Consider the following 13,700-nt stretch of genomic DNA (forward strand, 5'->3'; position numbering starts at 1 on the left):
GGGGCAACCCGCCCGGCAACCCAGCGGGCCAGGATCGCCTCGAACTGGACGGCGTCGAATCGCCGGAGCGTGCGCGACAGGGTGGACACGGCCGGGGTCTTGCCCCGCTTGAAACCCAAGGCATGGGCCAGAGGCACGCCATGCTGCCGGCCGAAACGGGCGATGCCAATCAGGCTGGTGCGTCCCATCAGCATGGCCAGGGCGACCAGTCCGATCACCGCGGGCAGCGGATGAATCTGTCCGCGAGGACTGCGAGGATCGGGCAATTCCGAGAGGGCTTCCAACAGCGTGCAGGTACTCATGGCCACCGACCGGGTAACTTGGAAGATCACCTCTTCTACCCAATCAAGCCCATCTCCACAACCTCAAACGGGGAATGGCCCTGCGGCAAACGCAACAAACCAAACGCGGGAATCATTCTCGATTGCGCGAATCCGCAGACCATGTCAGATTTCTGTCCCTGGCCCGGCAAGGCTGAAACGGATGGCCGGGTGTCGGACAATGGAGGGTAATGAGACGCATGCGTCATTATGTGGGCGACAGAAACCCGGACGGTTGCGAGGTGATGGTCACGGACCTGACACACGAGGGCGGCGGTTATCCGCTGGACCCGCGCAACGACCTTCGCAACTACAGTCCCGACGGTTTTGAATTTGGCTATTCCGGGAGCGGACCCAGCCAGCTTGCCCTCGCCATCCTGGCCGATGTTCTCGAAGATGACAATCTGGCCGTCAAGCTTCACATCGACTTCAAGAACAAGGTGATCTCCCGTTTGGAAGGGAACACTTTCTCGCTTTTCAAAGAAGACGTGCAGCCGGCGATCGCGCAACTCGGGGCGAGCCAGAGGCGTTAATCACCGTAATTCCCTCCCACCTTAAGAGCATCCGCAGCCCGCGACTTTCTCGTACTCGTCGTGACGCCTCCACCATTTGAAATGCTCCTGCTGCGGCCTTCCGGCAGGCGTGTCTTCCCACTTTTCCTGGCGGCCGAGCGGTGTGACATCAAGGAGGGACCAGACGGTCCCGATCTTCTCGGTGCCTCGGGCGGTGGTGAAGTAGGTACGGTAGATTTTGTCGCCGTCCCGGATGAGCACACTCAGCCCGTGGTTCTCGCCCTTCTCAGTCGAAAGGCCGAAGTCCTTGTTGAAGGTGTTGTGCACGGACGAAACCCACGGCACGGTCCACCCCATGCGCTTCTTGTAAGCCTCAATGTTCACCAGCGGCGCCAGCGCCACCGTCACGAAAGAAGTGTCCCGCGCATGCAGATGGGCGAGATGCCCGATCTGATCAATCTGCAACGAGCATCCGACACACCCGGCGTTCGGCCAGCCGCCGACCGACGGAGCAAACATGAAATGGTACACGATGAGTTGCGTGCGGCCATCGAACAGATCGAGGAGGCTCGCCTTGCCCTTTGGAGAGTCGAATTCGTAAGGCGTGTCGATCCGGACCATCGGCAGCTTGCGAAGCTATGCGGACAGCGCATCGTGCGCGGCGGTGGCCTCCTTTTCCCTGGCCCGGAAAGCATCGAGTTGCTTCCGCCATTCGGCCCGGTCTACGATGTCTGGAAGGCCGGTTACTGGTGTGGCGTTCATGCCGATACTGCTCCGTGAAGTTCTGTGACAACGCGATTTCCCGCATGTGAAGAATCTTACCGACATCTCCACCCGCGTTGACGATAATCCTTCAAAACCCCGAAGGGATCATTTCGAGGCAAAGCCATGGCGGAATTCAACAATAAAGTTGCGGTTGTGACGGGGGCGTCCACGGGTCTCGGGGAGACAATCGCCGTCCGGTTGCACGGACTTGGCTGTCGCGTCATCCTGGCGGACATTGATCCGGGCGAGGCAAAAAAACTCGCAACCCGCCTCGGAGACCGTGCTCATGCCGTAGAGACTGGCGTTCGGGACCATTTGTCCGTGAAGGCAATGGTGGTGGCGGCCGTCTCCCGGTTCGGGGCGCTGCATCTGGCTGTGAACAACGTCGGCATCACCGGCCCGCACGATGTCATGATCGAAGACGCCGCGATTGAGGACTGGAATGACGTGCTCGCCACCGATCTCAGCGGCGTGTTCTTCGGCCTGAAGTATGAACTGCCCGCCATCGTCCGAGCGGGCGGCGGAGCGGTCGTGAACATGTCCTCGGCCAACGGGGTGGTCGGGGTCGCCGGGATCGGAGCGTATACTGCGGCAAAGCACGGGATCATCGGCCTGACGAAGGCGGCTGCTCTTGAGTACGCGACCAAGGGGGTGCGAGTGAACGCCATCGGGCCGGGGTATGTGGACACGCCGAACATGAGGCAATTGCCTGACGATGTCCGCGAGAAGATGGCCGCCTCTCACCCAATGGGGCGTTTGGCCCGGCCTGACGAAATCGCCGATATGGTGGCTTTCCTGCTGTCCGATCAGGCGTCGTTTGTCACCGGCAGTTTCCACGCGGTCGATGGCGGGTACACCGCCCGGTGATCTCGTCACTTCCTTTATTGAAGAAATGCAATGTAGATTAAATTTTCTTCCTATCTCTGCTCACGCCCAGATTCGTCATAACCGGCAGCTAAGCTGTCCGACTCACGGCCTGACGCGAGGTGGAAGCGGCGACGATATTGTCCCGCTCGACGTAGCAGGTCATGGCTTGCACCACCACTTCGGAAACGAGATTTTGAGCAAGCCGATCCGGGATGACGCCGGACAGTTCACGGCCGGGGGTTGCCATGATGCGACAGTGCTGAAGGAGCGGAGTTCAGGTTCGTGTGCCAAGCGATATATAGCCAGTGGCAATCGATCAAGAACAGCACTTGGTGCTTGGGATGTTTTCGAGCTTCGGTCATGGCTTATCTTCTGGCTCCGGTTTTATCACGAATTGGCGCTGTTGGCGACATTTGGCGTAGATGTATGCGAATCCAGCCGAGCGTTCCATTGTGGGGTTGGATTGTCGCCGGGAAGCATCACCGTGTTTCCCTCCTGAGCCGGTCGTAATCCTCAAGAACGCTTATCAGGATGGAGTCAGGAGAGAATTTCTTTTCCTCAGCCAAAATTTGACGCTGTTCTTCGGCAGACCATTGTTTGACCGCGATGGAGGGAGTCGGCGTCGAGGGGTCGACTTGAGGGCAACAAGCAGTGAGAAGGAGAGAAAGTAACAGCGAATATCTCACTGCTTTCCAACCATTGATGTCTGCTTGAAATTCAAAGCCGCGACGAGGATGGCAACGGCGGGACGGCAGGACTGTCCTCGCGACATTTCAGGCATCAACCCCCTGCATGGCCAGACATATGCCCAAGTCACGCCGTTCTTCACTTCGAGCCGCCAATGGGCATTGTGAGGAATGACAGCAATTGCAGCGTTCAAATCATTAACAGGATGGGGACGATAAGACTCCGAGGAAGAAACAACCGGATTGACTCCAAATTTCCAGCAAAAACCACCCTCGAAAGAGGGATCAGGCACGACCCGCCATCCATCCGCAATCAACACCTCATCGGCGAGCTGACGATCGGTGTGGAAGCTTCCGCTTTCATCACTCCATGCCTCCAGCTTTCTTATCAGCGTTTTCAATTCCAGAGGATTGATCACAGTTCGCCATCCATGAGCGACTTCTCAAGCTCCGGGCGCGTGGTCGGGGTGTTGGCTATCTCCCGGGCTTTCAACCTCAGCTCGTGTAACCGCCAGAATTGCCCGGCCAGTTGGACGAATCCAAGCAGGCGGGCAATCAGGGAGAAAATTCGGTAGATCGTCATTCGGCGACGGTGACGGCCGGGGTTTGCAGTTCCGCCTGGGCGATGGCGAGCACGCCATACACGGCGTTCTTGATCTCGGCGGTGATGTCACCCGTGATCGTGGCGAGAAGCTGCGGAGCCGCCGCCGCGATGGCCGCCCCGAAGTTGCCCGAACCGGCGGCAGCCAAGGCGTCGGCCAAAAGGGTTTTGGCCAGTTCGAGGCCATCCTTGCCGAGGTTGTGTTCGATCTGTGCGGCAAGGGCGCTGGCCTTTTGCAAGAAGTCATGATCGTAAGGGGTGAGAGCTTCTTCGATCATAACTTCTTTGGCGACGAACCAGTCTTTGATTGTGGTGAATATGCTCGTTTGGAATCCTTTCAGTTGGGTTGGTGTCGCACCGTACACCCGCACGATGCTTCAGGCAATTTCAAAGTGATCCGCGTCGAATTGATGAGCAGGAAAATCGCCTCCCCACTTTAATCCGAGAGATTTTCCGATGGCGACGGCCGCCTTCCATTGCGGAGTTTGCGGGTTCCAGTTGCATGTGCCGTCATCGTTGATCACAACAAAGTCAAACGCCTTGCTGGCAGGCGGCCGTTAATCGCAAAGTTGTGTTTGGACTGCCCGCCCCGCGCCTTGTTGAGCGTCTTGCCGATGACGTTGCCTTCCGCATTCCGGCCGATGGCAAAAAGCCTGTCCTGCTCGGCAACGGATCGGTAGGTCTCGATGACACGGACAGTGATTTGCCGGGCATTGCAGGCATCAAGCCACTTTTGGCAGAGTGGCTTCAAGTCGGGATGAAGATCGTCGAGATTGCGGTCGGTCATGGGCGTTGCAGGAGGGCTTTGACGTCGCCCTTGATGTCCCGCATATCGTCCTTGATGGGCGACAATTGGATGTTGAGCTGCTCCTTGAGGTCGGCCTTGCTGACGAAGTCCTGCTTGATGCCGTTGATCTACTGGAGGTTGACGTCGATCCGTCCATCATGTTCATTAAGAGTGTTGTCGACCTGCACCACTTTTCGGCCGAGGAGCCATGTGATCAGCGAGCCGCTGATGAGGAAAAAAGCCGACAGGAGCCAACGCACGGTTTCCAGGTCAATCTGCACGCAACCCCCATTCATTTAAGAGGCCCTGACAAAACCCCTATTTCGGCATGAGATTTGCGCCTTTTGACAGATGCCCTATCAAGGAGATTCTGTCATGGCCAGCGCGCACATGTCGGATGAGTTTTATGATTTGGTCAGTCATTATTTGCCCCCACTGCCGCCGGTCGGCCCGTTCGGAGGCCGGCGCCAAGTCAGCCATCGAACCGTCCTGCGGATGATTTGGTTTGTCTTGGTCACCGGATGCCGATGGGAGGACATCCCGGCCGAGTTTGGTTGTTCCGGCCGGACCGCCCACCGTCGGCTGCGCCGCTGGGAAGTTTTGGGGGTTTGGGACCGTCTCCACGCCGATCTGTTGCGTTTGCTCCGGCAGGCCGACAAGCTGGACCCGGACACGGTGATTGTTGACGGCGTCCTGTTGAGGGCCTTCGGCGACGGCGAGCATACGGGTCCGAACCCGACGGACCGCGGGAAAACCCGGGACCGAACACACCTTGTTGGTCGATCATCATGGCGTGCCGCTGGCCATCCGGACAGCCGGGGCCAACGTCAGCGAGAGGCGGGCCAGAGGCGGCCGCTTGGCCGGTTGTACGGGATGGAACCGGGTTACGCATATGGCATCGAAAAGATATGCTTCGTTCCGACGTAACGAAGCCGACGAACTCTCAGCCCAAAGAGGCGACTGCCGCGTCCTTGAAACGTGGCGGAAGAGAATTGCGGCGACGACGCGATCTTATTTCCCGGCCCATCGCCACACGGTCAGACCGGTCAGGTCGCGGATAAATATCTCGTCGCCACAGACCGCGAGGTGCGCCCACGTTTCGGACTCCGCCACTTTACGCTTCCCCAGCAGATCGAACTCCTTCGGACTGGCATTCAGCAAATACAACACGCCGCGGCTGTCGAGCGCGAGGATCTTGCCCTTGTTCGCGACCAGGCTCCAGTAGTCGCCGAACCGCTCGTCCGTGCCCCACGCCTCCTTCCCCGTCTTCAGGTTCACGCACAGCAACCGCCTGTCCTTTCCCAGAACGTATGCGTGACCGTCCACCACGACCGGTGTGGACATGTTGCCCTCGTATCGGAGGGTCCAGGCGTCGCTGGTGTCGTACTTCCCGCCCTCGCTCGTCACACGCAGGAGCCGGGTGTTGCCGCCATACGTGCTCGTGAAGACGCCGTCGTCTCCGACGGGGACCGGGGTGAGGATGTTCATCCCACGGAAGGACGGAATCGCCTTCGCCCACAACTCCTTGCCGGTGTCGCGGGCCACGCCGGCGAGCTTTGTGCGAGTCTGGACGACGACCTGGTCCGTGCCCGCGAGCCTGGCGAACACCGGCGACGAGAACGCCGACCCCATGGTTCCGCCGCCGTCTTTGAGCGCCCGCCACAGCACCTTCCCGGTTTTCTTGTCCGCCTTCACGAGCGAGCCCCCGGCCTGCACATACACACCGGTGTCGTCGACCAGCGGCGAGCACACGAACCCGAAGTCCGGGGGCGGGCTGTCGAACTCCTTGACGAAGTCGAGCCGCCACATTTCCTTGCCTGTCTCGCCGTCCACTGCGACGAGCAAGTCCTTGATGCCCGCGACGAACAGTGTCTTCCCGTCGAAGGCGGGGGTCGAGCGAATCCAGCTCCCGTTTTTGGCCGCAAAGAAGGGCACGGTGATTGACCCCTCCCAACTCGTTTTCCACAGCTCTTTGCCGGTTTTGCGGTCGTGTGCCGTGACCAGCTCGGTCTTCTTGTCCACGGTTTGTGTGATGAAAACCCTGTCTTCCGCAACGATCGGCCCGGAGTAGCTCGGACCGAGCTTTTCAATACGCCAGAGTTGTTTGAGCGAGTCTCCCTCGAGTTTGTCGGGCCACTCGGGACCGGTCACGACGCCATCGCGGGTCGGACCACGCCACTGGGGCCACACCGGAGGGTCCGCGGCAAACGCGGAGGAGCAGAGGAGCAGTGCGGCGAGGACCATACGAGTTGCGTGCATCCGGAGCTCACGGTTGGTGGTGACAGAATATCCTACGCCCCGGCGCGTGAGCTGGATTCAACACATGCGTGGGAACTGCGCAACTGGCGTCGCGGGCCGGGCGGTGGACGCACCTGATCTGCTCTTGCAACAAGTTCCCGCGAGAGGGATAGGAGCGGGCCGAAGGCGTCCCAAAGGGACCGCAGCGAAGCGCAGTTGCGGAAAAGCCCGGTCCGAAGGACTCGCCCAAGTGCCTGAAAAAATGTTACGATTGCAGCCGGAGGGCACAGGATGACCGAAGCTGAATGGCTGTCGAACAACGACGTGATTAAACTCCTCGCACACCTCAACCGGCCACCCGACGACCGGAAGCTCCGACTCTACGCGATCGCGTGCTGCCGAGACGTGTGGGACCACCTCACGGAACCGGCGAGCCGGGACGGCATCGAGTGGGCCGAGCGCTTCGCCGACGGCCTCGACTCTCGTGACGCCGAGTACACCCGGTTGGAGAAGGCCAGCATGGAAGTCTTCGCCAAATACTACCGCGAGTGGAGTGCGACGCCTCCGGACGAGGTGGGGTGGCGGGGGCTAAACGACCTGACCGAAGCGGTGCATCTGGCCTGGGCTGTGATGAACTTCGAGCGAGCCAAACCTTACCAATCGGATCTTCGTCGGCACGAGCAACTCATCACGTCACGCCACGTCTATGAAGTCTTCGTCAACCCATTCCGCCCCGTCACCTTCCTCGCCGAATGGCGCACTTCCACCGTCCTGGCGTTGGCGCAGCAGATGTATGACTCCCGTGACTTCTCCGCGATGCCGCTCCTGGCCGAAGCGCTTCAAAACTCCGGGTGTGAAGACGAAGCGGTCCTGACGCACTGCCGGGGACTGGGGCCGCACGTGCGTGGCTGCTGGGTGGTGGATTTGATACTTGGGAAGGAGTAGCATTAGTAGAAGGGCCGTTTCGGTTAGCTTCACCGTTTGGCGGAGGAGGACGAAAGGGATGGCGACACGAAAAACCGGTTCGAGGCGGATCGTCGTCGATGGGGTCGCGTACCGGTGGCGAATCCGCAAGCGAGGGACCTACTCGCAGACAGGCTACGGATGCGGTAAAGTGCATCTCACGGTCGAGTTGGCCGAACAGCCTGGCGCGATCTTGATGCTGTATACCGACCGCCCGCACCCGGCCGATTGGGGAACAAAGGTCGTTGTCCCGGTCCTGCCTTCTGACGTGGCCGGATGGGTACGGGAAGCGCTTGCGGCCGGGTGGGCGCCAGCGCATCCGGGGTCAGAATTCGCCCACAGGCCGGTTAACCATGATTGCAGATGAGTTCGTCAAGGCGTTGAAGGCAGCGGCCAAGACACACACGTTCACCGAACCCGACAACCCATTCCTCATGCAACGAGAAGTCGCAATCCGTGCATGGTCCAAGATCAAGCGTCGGCGGCGAAAGAAGCAAGACGATCCGGTTCTCGACCTGATTTCGCGTTATGACCTCACCGGCGTTGTGATTCACCAGTTCACTTTCGTGCCAGAGGTGTCTGCCCACTGCCCGGAGCAGATGGTGGCCGAGCAACCGACCTACGAGTATTTCGTTGAGAACGGGATAATTCTGGTCATGTATTACAAGGAATCTTACCCTGGCCCGACGGGGGTCACGTCATCGCTGTTTCTTGAGCTGCTGGCCTTGAGAGCACGTATGCTGGCGGAATACCCGACCGATTCGTCAGAGGAAACGCTTGACTTGATCACGGCCGATTACGCCAGAAAGGCGCTGGCCATCACACCACTCGCGCCGCGATTCAACTTCTTTGGAGAAGACGCAGCCAAGTTCGAAGCCGGAAAGAAGTTTCAGGCAACCCATCTGACAAAATGAGGGTTAACATGGCATTTATCAAAGACTGGACATGGGGCCGGGAAGGGGTCACCCTTTATGACGACCACATCACATGGTACGAAAAAGAAGGGGCGGTGCGGTTCGCCAGCGGGGGAGCATGCGACCAATCCTTCGAGAGCTTCCTCCAGCGTGGCGCATGGGTCGAGGGCGCCCCGCCCGAAATCACCGCCGAACTGACACAGGCAGTACGTGACCACGTCGCAAAACGTCGCGCCCTCGCGAAGTTCAAAAGCACGTATTCGATCTCGGGAGATGACCTGTCAGCCCTGCCGGTGAAAGCCATCGGCCCGGCGGTGGCGTACTATCAGTCGGTCCTTGGCTTTTCGGTCGTGGCGAGCGACGAGACCACGGCAATTTTGCAACGGGATGAAGCGAGGATTGGCTTGGTGGCAAAGCCCGCCCACGAACCAGAGGAGGCCGGGTCCTTTCCAATCACCGTGACCGACCTCGATGCCATGCGTTCCGAGCTTGATGGTCGCGGCCTCGACCTTGGCGCCATCCGGGTCGATGAATGGGGCGGGAGAAAGCACCGCGTATGCTTCCTCCGCGAGTTCGAGAACGGTTACTGCTACTGTTTCACGCAGCCGTTGGCGCAGGGGTGAACGGGGTTCGACGATGCCGTCGAGTATTCCCGCATCTGACCCACCGTGATTCACCCGGCTTCGGTAGTTTTCGCCGGTCTTCATGAACACAAGAGGAAAACGCCAGGAGACATTTTCGGAATTTCCCCGGGACGGTGTCGATTCCTTGGTTGGCCATTCGACAAGATGGTGGAAGGCCGCGAGAGACCGTGCGGGTATCGAGCCGTGAAACGCGATGGCTCAGAGTTTGAAAAAAGAAAGATTAGCGTTTTCGCACAGCTCTCGCTCGACGGCATGATCTCGACCGGGAACGAAGACGGCGACTCCGGTCATGGCGATTGGACGGCGACGTATCGATCTCGCCTTCGTCAATTCAAATACTTCGCCCGCGGCCGCCCAGATCAACGCGTATCGGCACGTCGCAGAAGACTCAACCGACGTGAATGGCAAGGCAGAGTGGGAATCGCGCCAAAAGGATCAAAAAAATGAGACCGCTTCGGTATTCGATCAACGTCACCCTGGACGGGTGCGTCGATCACCGGGCCGGGGTCGTCCCGGACGAAGAGCTGCACCGTCACCACGCCAGGAACATCGAGCAGGCCGATGCCCTTCTCCTAGGTCGGGTGACATATCAAATGATGGAGGAAGCGTGGCGGCCGGTCGCGGAAACGGGAGAAAGACCGGACTGGATGTCCGACTGGATGGTTCCTTTTGCTCGGACGATCCATGCGGCAAAGAAGTATGTCGTGTCCGGAGTCCTGGAACGGGTTGATTGGAACGCCGAGCTGGTACGCGGGGAATTGGGGGAGGCCGTACAGCGGCTCAAACGGGAACCTGGCAAAGGAATTGGCTTGGGCGGCGTGAAGCTCCCGTTGGCGCTGGCCGAGTTGGGGTTGATCGATGAATATGAGTTCGTCGTCCATCCCCGGATCGCAGGTCACGGACCGACGCTGCTCGGCGGCCTCTCGAAGCATGTCGACTTGAAGTTCGTGAGCCGGGCGGAGCTCGGCTCCGGGGCGGTGGCGATGCGGTATGTGCCCAAGTAGCCAGAGGCGCTGACCTTGCACCCATCCCGAGAGGTGAGTACAAGCGGCGGATTGACCAAAGTGACATACCGGAGTGACGCAGATGACAGACTCGATCCCGAAGTGGCAGCGAATAACCGGATGGGCGCTCTCCATCCTTCTCACCCTCGTATTCCTGCCCAGCGGCTTCTTCAAGATCGCTCAGCCCGAGGGTTTCCTTGAGGAGTGGTCGAAGACCTACCCGCCCGGCTCCGCCCTGCCGCTCGGAGTGATCGAGCTGGCAACGTTCGTGCTCTACCTTGTGCCCAAGACCCGCTACCTCGGCGGCCTTCTCATGCTCGCCTACCTCGGCGGGGCGGTGGCGACCCACGTCCACGCCAACGACGGCAAGTTCTTCGTGCCGGTCATCGTCGGCGTCCTTGCGTGGCTCGGGCTGTACCTTCGTGATCGCAAGCTCCGCGCACTCGTGCCGTTCGCGGCCGAATGATGGTTGGACCGATGTCTGGTGGTGGCCCGCTGCCACGACGATCAGTGCGTGGCGTGCCCCATCGCGTGTTACGGCCACCAACTGGAACATTGTCCTAAAACTGATGTAGTTAGTGAAGAAGGCGGCTGAGTAAGGTAGAGCGACCGTGGAAGCGAACCAGTTCGGACGCGGGATGCGGTGGTTGCTGATGGCGTGCGGACCGATGAACCTCGGCGGCGTGGCCGTCTTCGCCCCGCCGTTCCCACAGCTTCGGAACATGGTCGGCCTGCCGGATGCTCACCCGCTCTATCTTTGGGTGCTGACCGCGTGGCTTCCCCTGTTTGGGATCGCGTACTTCTGGATGGGATGGACGGGGAAGGCAGACCGGACCTTCCTCGCCGTGGGGGCAGGCGGGAAGGCGACATTCGCGGCAATACTGCTCGCCATGTGGATAAACGGTGAATTATCTGCGACTGCCGGTCTTGTCGGCTTGCCCGACCTCGCACTCGCCGTCCTATTCGCCGCGTGGCTATGGCGGACGAGGTGAAGGTGCTGGGGGTCGGTCGCTACCCCGGCAATGGGCTTTCCCTTGTCAGCGGCTCTTTCCCTGCTGCCATCCAGAAATCAGTTTGCGTCTGACTAACCGTGCCGAAGACATCGCCCTGTCGCCATAGCCTCTCCCGACGGGTAAACTAACAGCATCCAATTGCAGGAGATTGTGAATGGAAAGCAACACTACGACTCTCCCTGTTCGGGCTCCTTGGCCGGCACTCTGGGCGATTGTCCTCTTCGTGCCAACAGCGATTCTGATCGTCGTGCTCTTCGCGGTGACCGCGATGCACAACTCCCAACTCAATACGCAGGCCGAAGTTCACGCCGGCCAACTACGTGTGCAGACGGAGGCCCACAACGCCCAGATGATGGAAATGGCGGCTGACCACAATAAGCAGATGAAGAAGATGACCGAAGACTTCAACGCCCAAATCGCCAAGGTCGAGAAGTGGAAATGACGAGGGGCGCCGGTACTCTCACCGGCCAACGAGCTGAACTCGTTGTGTCACGCCTGATAGGAGGTGGCGTTCCCCCACTGACTACCGCAGGCCAGTCTGCCGCATTTTCGGCTCCGGTTGGGGTTTATCCATCAGCCTTGCCTTTGGCTCCCTTCCCCTTCATCGCCTACTGATTCGAGCGTAAGAAAAGCTATCGACAATTTTTAATGTTGATGCTCTATTTGCGAGGATGAGAAGCAAAGGATCTGCTTCCGCATTGGAAGCACTGAGACGACGGGCAGTCGCTAGAGTTTTGAAAGGCCAAACCCAGGCTGCCGTGGCCGACACGCTTGGCGTCCATCCGGTCACCGTCGCCAAGTGGATGGCACACCACCGGGCTTCCGGCGATGCAGGACTGGCCGCCAAACCCATGCCGGGACGACCGCGATTTCTGGCGCCCGGACAAGAAAGGCAGGTGAAAATCTGGCTGTCACAAAAACCATCGGAGCACGGTTTCCGCACGGATCTCTGGAGTTCCCGGAGGATCGTTGATTTGATCAGGCGAAAATTCGGAATCACATTCCATCCGGCTTCGATGAGGCGATGGCTGACCGAACGCGGTTACTCGCCCCAACGGCCCGCCCGCAAGGCCCGGCAACGCAATGACGATGCGATCTTCGATTGGGTCGCCAACGAGTGGCCTCGCATTCAAAAAAAGCAATCGAAACAAACGCCCACCTTGTCTTGATCAACGAATCCGGCCTTTTTTTGAATCCCCTGGTGCGTCGCGCTTGGGCTCTCAAAGGGCGGACGCCTCTTCTGGATGCCGACGGCGGACACCGCAAAAAAGTTTCCGTGATCGGCGGCATCAGCGTCTCACCCAACTCCCGGCGATTGGGTTTCTATTTCGCGACGGAGCCGGATGGATTCTACACCGCAGCCAAGGTCGTGGAATACCTCCGCGATCTTCTCCGGCATCTCCGGGGGCCGGTCATCGTCGTCTGGGATCGCGGACCGAATCACCGGGGCGAAGTCATCCGTGAATTTTTACGCAAGAACAAGCGTTTGCGACTGGAGATGTTATCGCCATGGGCGCCCGACCTCAATCCGGCGGAGGCGGTCTGGTCTTGGTTGAAATACGGCCAGCTCGCCAACTTCGCGCCGCACGACCTCGAACAACTGGACGATCAAATCGTCGATCGACTGATCGAACTGAAATTCTCCCCAAAGTTATTAATACTACTCCGTTAGAGTTTGGAATCGTTGGAACGATTCCAAACTCTAATCTTGCATGAAGACTTACACTCCCAAACTCGACACGGCCGTCTTGGAACGCCTTCAAGAATATGCCAGCCTGTTCGCCCCGGATTTTCCGCAATCCAAGCCGGCGAAATGGGCGGGGGTTTATCTTCAGGGATTGCTTTTGGACGGCGAACGCAAGAGCATCGAACCCCTTTCGCATCGGGTCACCCTTCCCGACGGACTGGTCAGCGCCGATCCCGAGCAGGCCCTGCAACAATTCATCAGCCAGAGTCCGTGGGACGAGCAACGAGTGCTCGCCCGATATCGTTCCCGTCTGGCGAAGACCTTTGCCAGCCCCGACGGGATCTTCCTGTTCGACGACGTGTCTTTCCCCAAGCAAGGCGACGGCTCCGTCGGGGTGCAACGGCAGTATTGCGGGGCGGCGGGCAAGAAGGCCAACTGTCAGGTCGCCGTTTCCGTCCATTACGTCAGTCCCCAATGCCATTATCCTCTCGACATGCGGTTGTATTTGCCCGACTCCTGGCTGGCCGACGAAGAGCGGCTGGACAAGGCCGGGGTTCCCGAACCGGAGCGGCGGCCGCTGACCAAGCCGGAAATCGCCTTGGAATTGCTTGACCGGGTCCGGGCGGAGGGGCTGCCCGGGCGGCGGGCGGTCGCCGACGCCGGATATGGCGTGTCGCGGGAGTTCCGCGACGGCCTGGC

Annotated in this window: 22 protein-coding genes and 1 pseudogene; 14 read left to right on the top strand and 9 right to left on the bottom strand. The window is 59.6% G+C overall.

Annotated elements, in window-relative coordinates; translation table 11 throughout:
* The coding region (locus BGIM_RS0146475; RefSeq protein ID WP_029632148.1) for a transposase family protein at positions 1-302 on the bottom strand (302 nt) is incomplete at its 3' end.
* A 218-nt stretch (positions 303-520) separates the two neighbouring features.
* On the opposite strand from BGIM_RS0146475, the gene BGIM_RS0146485 reads away from it, so the two are divergent.
* Complete coding sequence (locus tag BGIM_RS0146485) at positions 521-853, top strand: DUF6166 domain-containing protein (protein WP_020476405.1); 333 nt, start codon at positions 521-523, stop codon at positions 851-853.
* A 21-nt stretch (positions 854-874) separates the two neighbouring features.
* Here the strand turns inward: BGIM_RS0146485 and BGIM_RS56375 are convergent.
* Positions 875-1,594, bottom strand: a pseudogene (locus tag BGIM_RS56375) (DUF899 domain-containing protein).
* A gap of 126 nt (positions 1,595-1,720) precedes the next feature.
* On the opposite strand from BGIM_RS56375, the gene BGIM_RS0146495 reads away from it, so the two are divergent.
* Positions 1,721-2,464, top strand: coding sequence for an SDR family NAD(P)-dependent oxidoreductase (locus BGIM_RS0146495; protein ID WP_020476408.1), 744 nt, complete (start codon positions 1,721-1,723; stop codon positions 2,462-2,464).
* Between the two features lie 88 nt (positions 2,465-2,552).
* On the opposite strand, the gene BGIM_RS64445 is transcribed toward BGIM_RS0146495, so the two are convergent.
* From BGIM_RS64445 to BGIM_RS0146525, 6 genes are all read right to left on the bottom strand, one after another.
* On the bottom strand, positions 2,553-2,711 hold the full coding sequence (locus BGIM_RS64445) for a hypothetical protein (RefSeq protein ID WP_020476409.1): 159 nt from the start codon (positions 2,709-2,711) through the stop codon (positions 2,553-2,555).
* Positions 2,692-2,826 (bottom strand): hypothetical protein, encoded by a 135-nt coding sequence (locus tag BGIM_RS68015; protein WP_261340005.1) that lies wholly within the window; start codon positions 2,824-2,826, stop codon positions 2,692-2,694. The genes BGIM_RS64445 and BGIM_RS68015 overlap by 20 nt, the downstream gene beginning before the upstream one ends.
* 320 nt (positions 2,827-3,146) lie before the next feature.
* Positions 3,147-3,569: a hypothetical protein gene (locus tag BGIM_RS0146505; protein ID WP_020476410.1), complete on the bottom strand. Its 423-nt coding sequence runs from the start codon at positions 3,567-3,569 to the stop codon at positions 3,147-3,149.
* 160 nt (positions 3,570-3,729) lie between these two features.
* Complete coding sequence (locus BGIM_RS0146515) at positions 3,730-4,029, bottom strand: hypothetical protein (protein ID WP_157369986.1); 300 nt, start codon at positions 4,027-4,029, stop codon at positions 3,730-3,732.
* A 99-nt stretch (positions 4,030-4,128) separates the two neighbouring features.
* Positions 4,129-4,275: a M15 family metallopeptidase gene (locus BGIM_RS68585; RefSeq protein ID WP_020476413.1), complete on the bottom strand. Its 147-nt coding sequence runs from the start codon at positions 4,273-4,275 to the stop codon at positions 4,129-4,131.
* Complete coding sequence (locus tag BGIM_RS0146525) at positions 4,272-4,538, bottom strand: M15 family metallopeptidase (RefSeq protein WP_020476414.1); 267 nt, start codon at positions 4,536-4,538, stop codon at positions 4,272-4,274. Before BGIM_RS0146525 ends, BGIM_RS68585 begins: the two co-directional genes overlap by 4 nt.
* Before the next feature lie 5 nt (positions 4,539-4,543).
* Here BGIM_RS0146525 and BGIM_RS0146530 point away from each other — a divergent pair, with 5 nt between their 5' ends.
* The gene (locus BGIM_RS0146530) at positions 4,544-4,870 is read left to right on the top strand and encodes a hypothetical protein (protein ID WP_020476415.1); all 327 of its coding nucleotides are present in this window, start codon (positions 4,544-4,546) and stop codon (positions 4,868-4,870) included.
* A gap of 43 nt (positions 4,871-4,913) precedes the next feature.
* A complete protein-coding gene (locus tag BGIM_RS56380; protein WP_202947414.1) occupies positions 4,914-5,465 on the top strand; it encodes a transposase in 552 nt (183 codons plus the stop codon).
* An 84-nt stretch (positions 5,466-5,549) separates the two neighbouring features.
* Here the strand turns inward: BGIM_RS56380 and BGIM_RS0146540 are convergent, their stop codons facing one another.
* On the bottom strand, positions 5,550-6,782 hold the full coding sequence (locus BGIM_RS0146540) for a PQQ-binding-like beta-propeller repeat protein (RefSeq protein WP_020476416.1): 1,233 nt from the start codon (positions 6,780-6,782) through the stop codon (positions 5,550-5,552).
* A 285-nt stretch (positions 6,783-7,067) separates the two neighbouring features.
* On the opposite strand from BGIM_RS0146540, the gene BGIM_RS67715 reads away from it, so the two are divergent.
* From BGIM_RS67715 to BGIM_RS56395, 10 genes are all read left to right on the top strand, one after another.
* Positions 7,068-7,721 carry a hypothetical protein gene (locus BGIM_RS67715; protein ID WP_020476417.1) on the top strand — a complete coding sequence of 218 codons (654 nt, stop codon included), beginning with the start codon at positions 7,068-7,070 and terminating at the stop codon, positions 7,719-7,721.
* A gap of 371 nt (positions 7,722-8,092) precedes the next feature.
* Positions 8,093-8,653 carry a hypothetical protein gene (locus tag BGIM_RS0146550; protein ID WP_020476419.1) on the top strand — a complete coding sequence of 187 codons (561 nt, stop codon included), beginning with the start codon at positions 8,093-8,095 and terminating at the stop codon, positions 8,651-8,653.
* An 8-nt stretch (positions 8,654-8,661) separates the two neighbouring features.
* Entirely contained in the window at positions 8,662-9,276 is a 615-nt protein-coding gene (locus tag BGIM_RS62075) for a VOC family protein (protein WP_157369988.1), read from the top strand.
* A 464-nt stretch (positions 9,277-9,740) separates the two neighbouring features.
* On the top strand, positions 9,741-10,301 hold the full coding sequence (locus BGIM_RS0146565) for a dihydrofolate reductase family protein (protein ID WP_020476421.1): 561 nt from the start codon (positions 9,741-9,743) through the stop codon (positions 10,299-10,301).
* Between the two features lie 82 nt (positions 10,302-10,383).
* Entirely contained in the window at positions 10,384-10,767 is a 384-nt protein-coding gene (locus BGIM_RS0146570) for a DoxX family protein (RefSeq protein WP_020476422.1), read from the top strand.
* Between the two features lie 172 nt (positions 10,768-10,939).
* Positions 10,940-11,293 (top strand): hypothetical protein, encoded by a 354-nt coding sequence (locus tag BGIM_RS0146575; protein ID WP_020476423.1) that lies wholly within the window; start codon positions 10,940-10,942, stop codon positions 11,291-11,293.
* A 175-nt stretch (positions 11,294-11,468) separates the two neighbouring features.
* Positions 11,469-11,756: a DUF3617 family protein gene (locus BGIM_RS0146580; RefSeq protein WP_020476424.1), complete on the top strand. Its 288-nt coding sequence runs from the start codon at positions 11,469-11,471 to the stop codon at positions 11,754-11,756.
* Between the two features lie 229 nt (positions 11,757-11,985).
* Complete coding sequence (locus tag BGIM_RS68590) at positions 11,986-12,483, top strand: winged helix-turn-helix domain-containing protein (protein WP_084760683.1); 498 nt, start codon at positions 11,986-11,988, stop codon at positions 12,481-12,483.
* Positions 12,432-12,986: a transposase gene (locus tag BGIM_RS0146590; RefSeq protein ID WP_261340006.1), complete on the top strand. Its 555-nt coding sequence runs from the start codon at positions 12,432-12,434 to the stop codon at positions 12,984-12,986. The genes BGIM_RS68590 and BGIM_RS0146590 overlap by 52 nt, the downstream gene beginning before the upstream one ends.
* 40 nt (positions 12,987-13,026) lie before the next feature.
* On the top strand, positions 13,027-13,700 hold a 674-nt coding region (locus BGIM_RS56395), incomplete at its 3' end, for an IS701 family transposase (RefSeq protein WP_020476427.1).

The organism is Zavarzinella formosa DSM 19928, from assembly GCF_000255705.1.
In the GTDB taxonomy this organism is placed as follows: domain Bacteria; phylum Planctomycetota; class Planctomycetia; order Gemmatales; family Gemmataceae; genus Zavarzinella; species Zavarzinella formosa.

What these genes read in the sequence shown, in the direction of transcription:
- BGIM_RS0146485 (WP_020476405.1), top strand. Translation starts at nt 521, where the DNA reads ATGCGTCATTATGTGGGCGACAGAAACCCGGACGGTTGCGAGGTGATG.
- BGIM_RS0146495 (WP_020476408.1), top strand. Translation starts at nt 1,721, where the DNA reads ATGGCGGAATTCAACAATAAAGTTGCGGTTGTGACGGGGGCGTCCACG.
- BGIM_RS64445 (WP_020476409.1), bottom strand. Translation starts at nt 2,711, where the DNA reads ATGGCAACCCCCGGCCGTGAACTGTCCGGCGTCATCCCGGATCGGCTT.
- BGIM_RS68015 (WP_261340005.1), bottom strand. Translation starts at nt 2,826, where the DNA reads ATGACCGAAGCTCGAAAACATCCCAAGCACCAAGTGCTGTTCTTGATC.
- BGIM_RS0146515 (WP_157369986.1), bottom strand. Translation starts at nt 4,029, where the DNA reads ATGATCGAAGAAGCTCTCACCCCTTACGATCATGACTTCTTGCAAAAG.
- BGIM_RS0146525 (WP_020476414.1), bottom strand. Translation starts at nt 4,538, where the DNA reads ATGACCGACCGCAATCTCGACGATCTTCATCCCGACTTGAAGCCACTC.
- BGIM_RS56380 (WP_202947414.1), top strand. Translation starts at nt 4,914, where the DNA reads ATGGCCAGCGCGCACATGTCGGATGAGTTTTATGATTTGGTCAGTCAT.
- BGIM_RS0146540 (WP_020476416.1), bottom strand. Translation starts at nt 6,782, where the DNA reads ATGGTCCTCGCCGCACTGCTCCTCTGCTCCTCCGCGTTTGCCGCGGAC.
- BGIM_RS67715 (WP_020476417.1), top strand. Translation starts at nt 7,068, where the DNA reads ATGACCGAAGCTGAATGGCTGTCGAACAACGACGTGATTAAACTCCTC.
- BGIM_RS0146550 (WP_020476419.1), top strand. Translation starts at nt 8,093, where the DNA reads ATGATTGCAGATGAGTTCGTCAAGGCGTTGAAGGCAGCGGCCAAGACA.
- BGIM_RS62075 (WP_157369988.1), top strand. Translation starts at nt 8,662, where the DNA reads ATGGCATTTATCAAAGACTGGACATGGGGCCGGGAAGGGGTCACCCTT.
- BGIM_RS0146565 (WP_020476421.1), top strand. Translation starts at nt 9,741, where the DNA reads ATGAGACCGCTTCGGTATTCGATCAACGTCACCCTGGACGGGTGCGTC.
- BGIM_RS0146570 (WP_020476422.1), top strand. Translation starts at nt 10,384, where the DNA reads ATGACAGACTCGATCCCGAAGTGGCAGCGAATAACCGGATGGGCGCTC.
- BGIM_RS0146575 (WP_020476423.1), top strand. Translation starts at nt 10,940, where the DNA reads ATGCGGTGGTTGCTGATGGCGTGCGGACCGATGAACCTCGGCGGCGTG.
- BGIM_RS0146580 (WP_020476424.1), top strand. Translation starts at nt 11,469, where the DNA reads ATGGAAAGCAACACTACGACTCTCCCTGTTCGGGCTCCTTGGCCGGCA.
- BGIM_RS68590 (WP_084760683.1), top strand. Translation starts at nt 11,986, where the DNA reads ATGAGAAGCAAAGGATCTGCTTCCGCATTGGAAGCACTGAGACGACGG.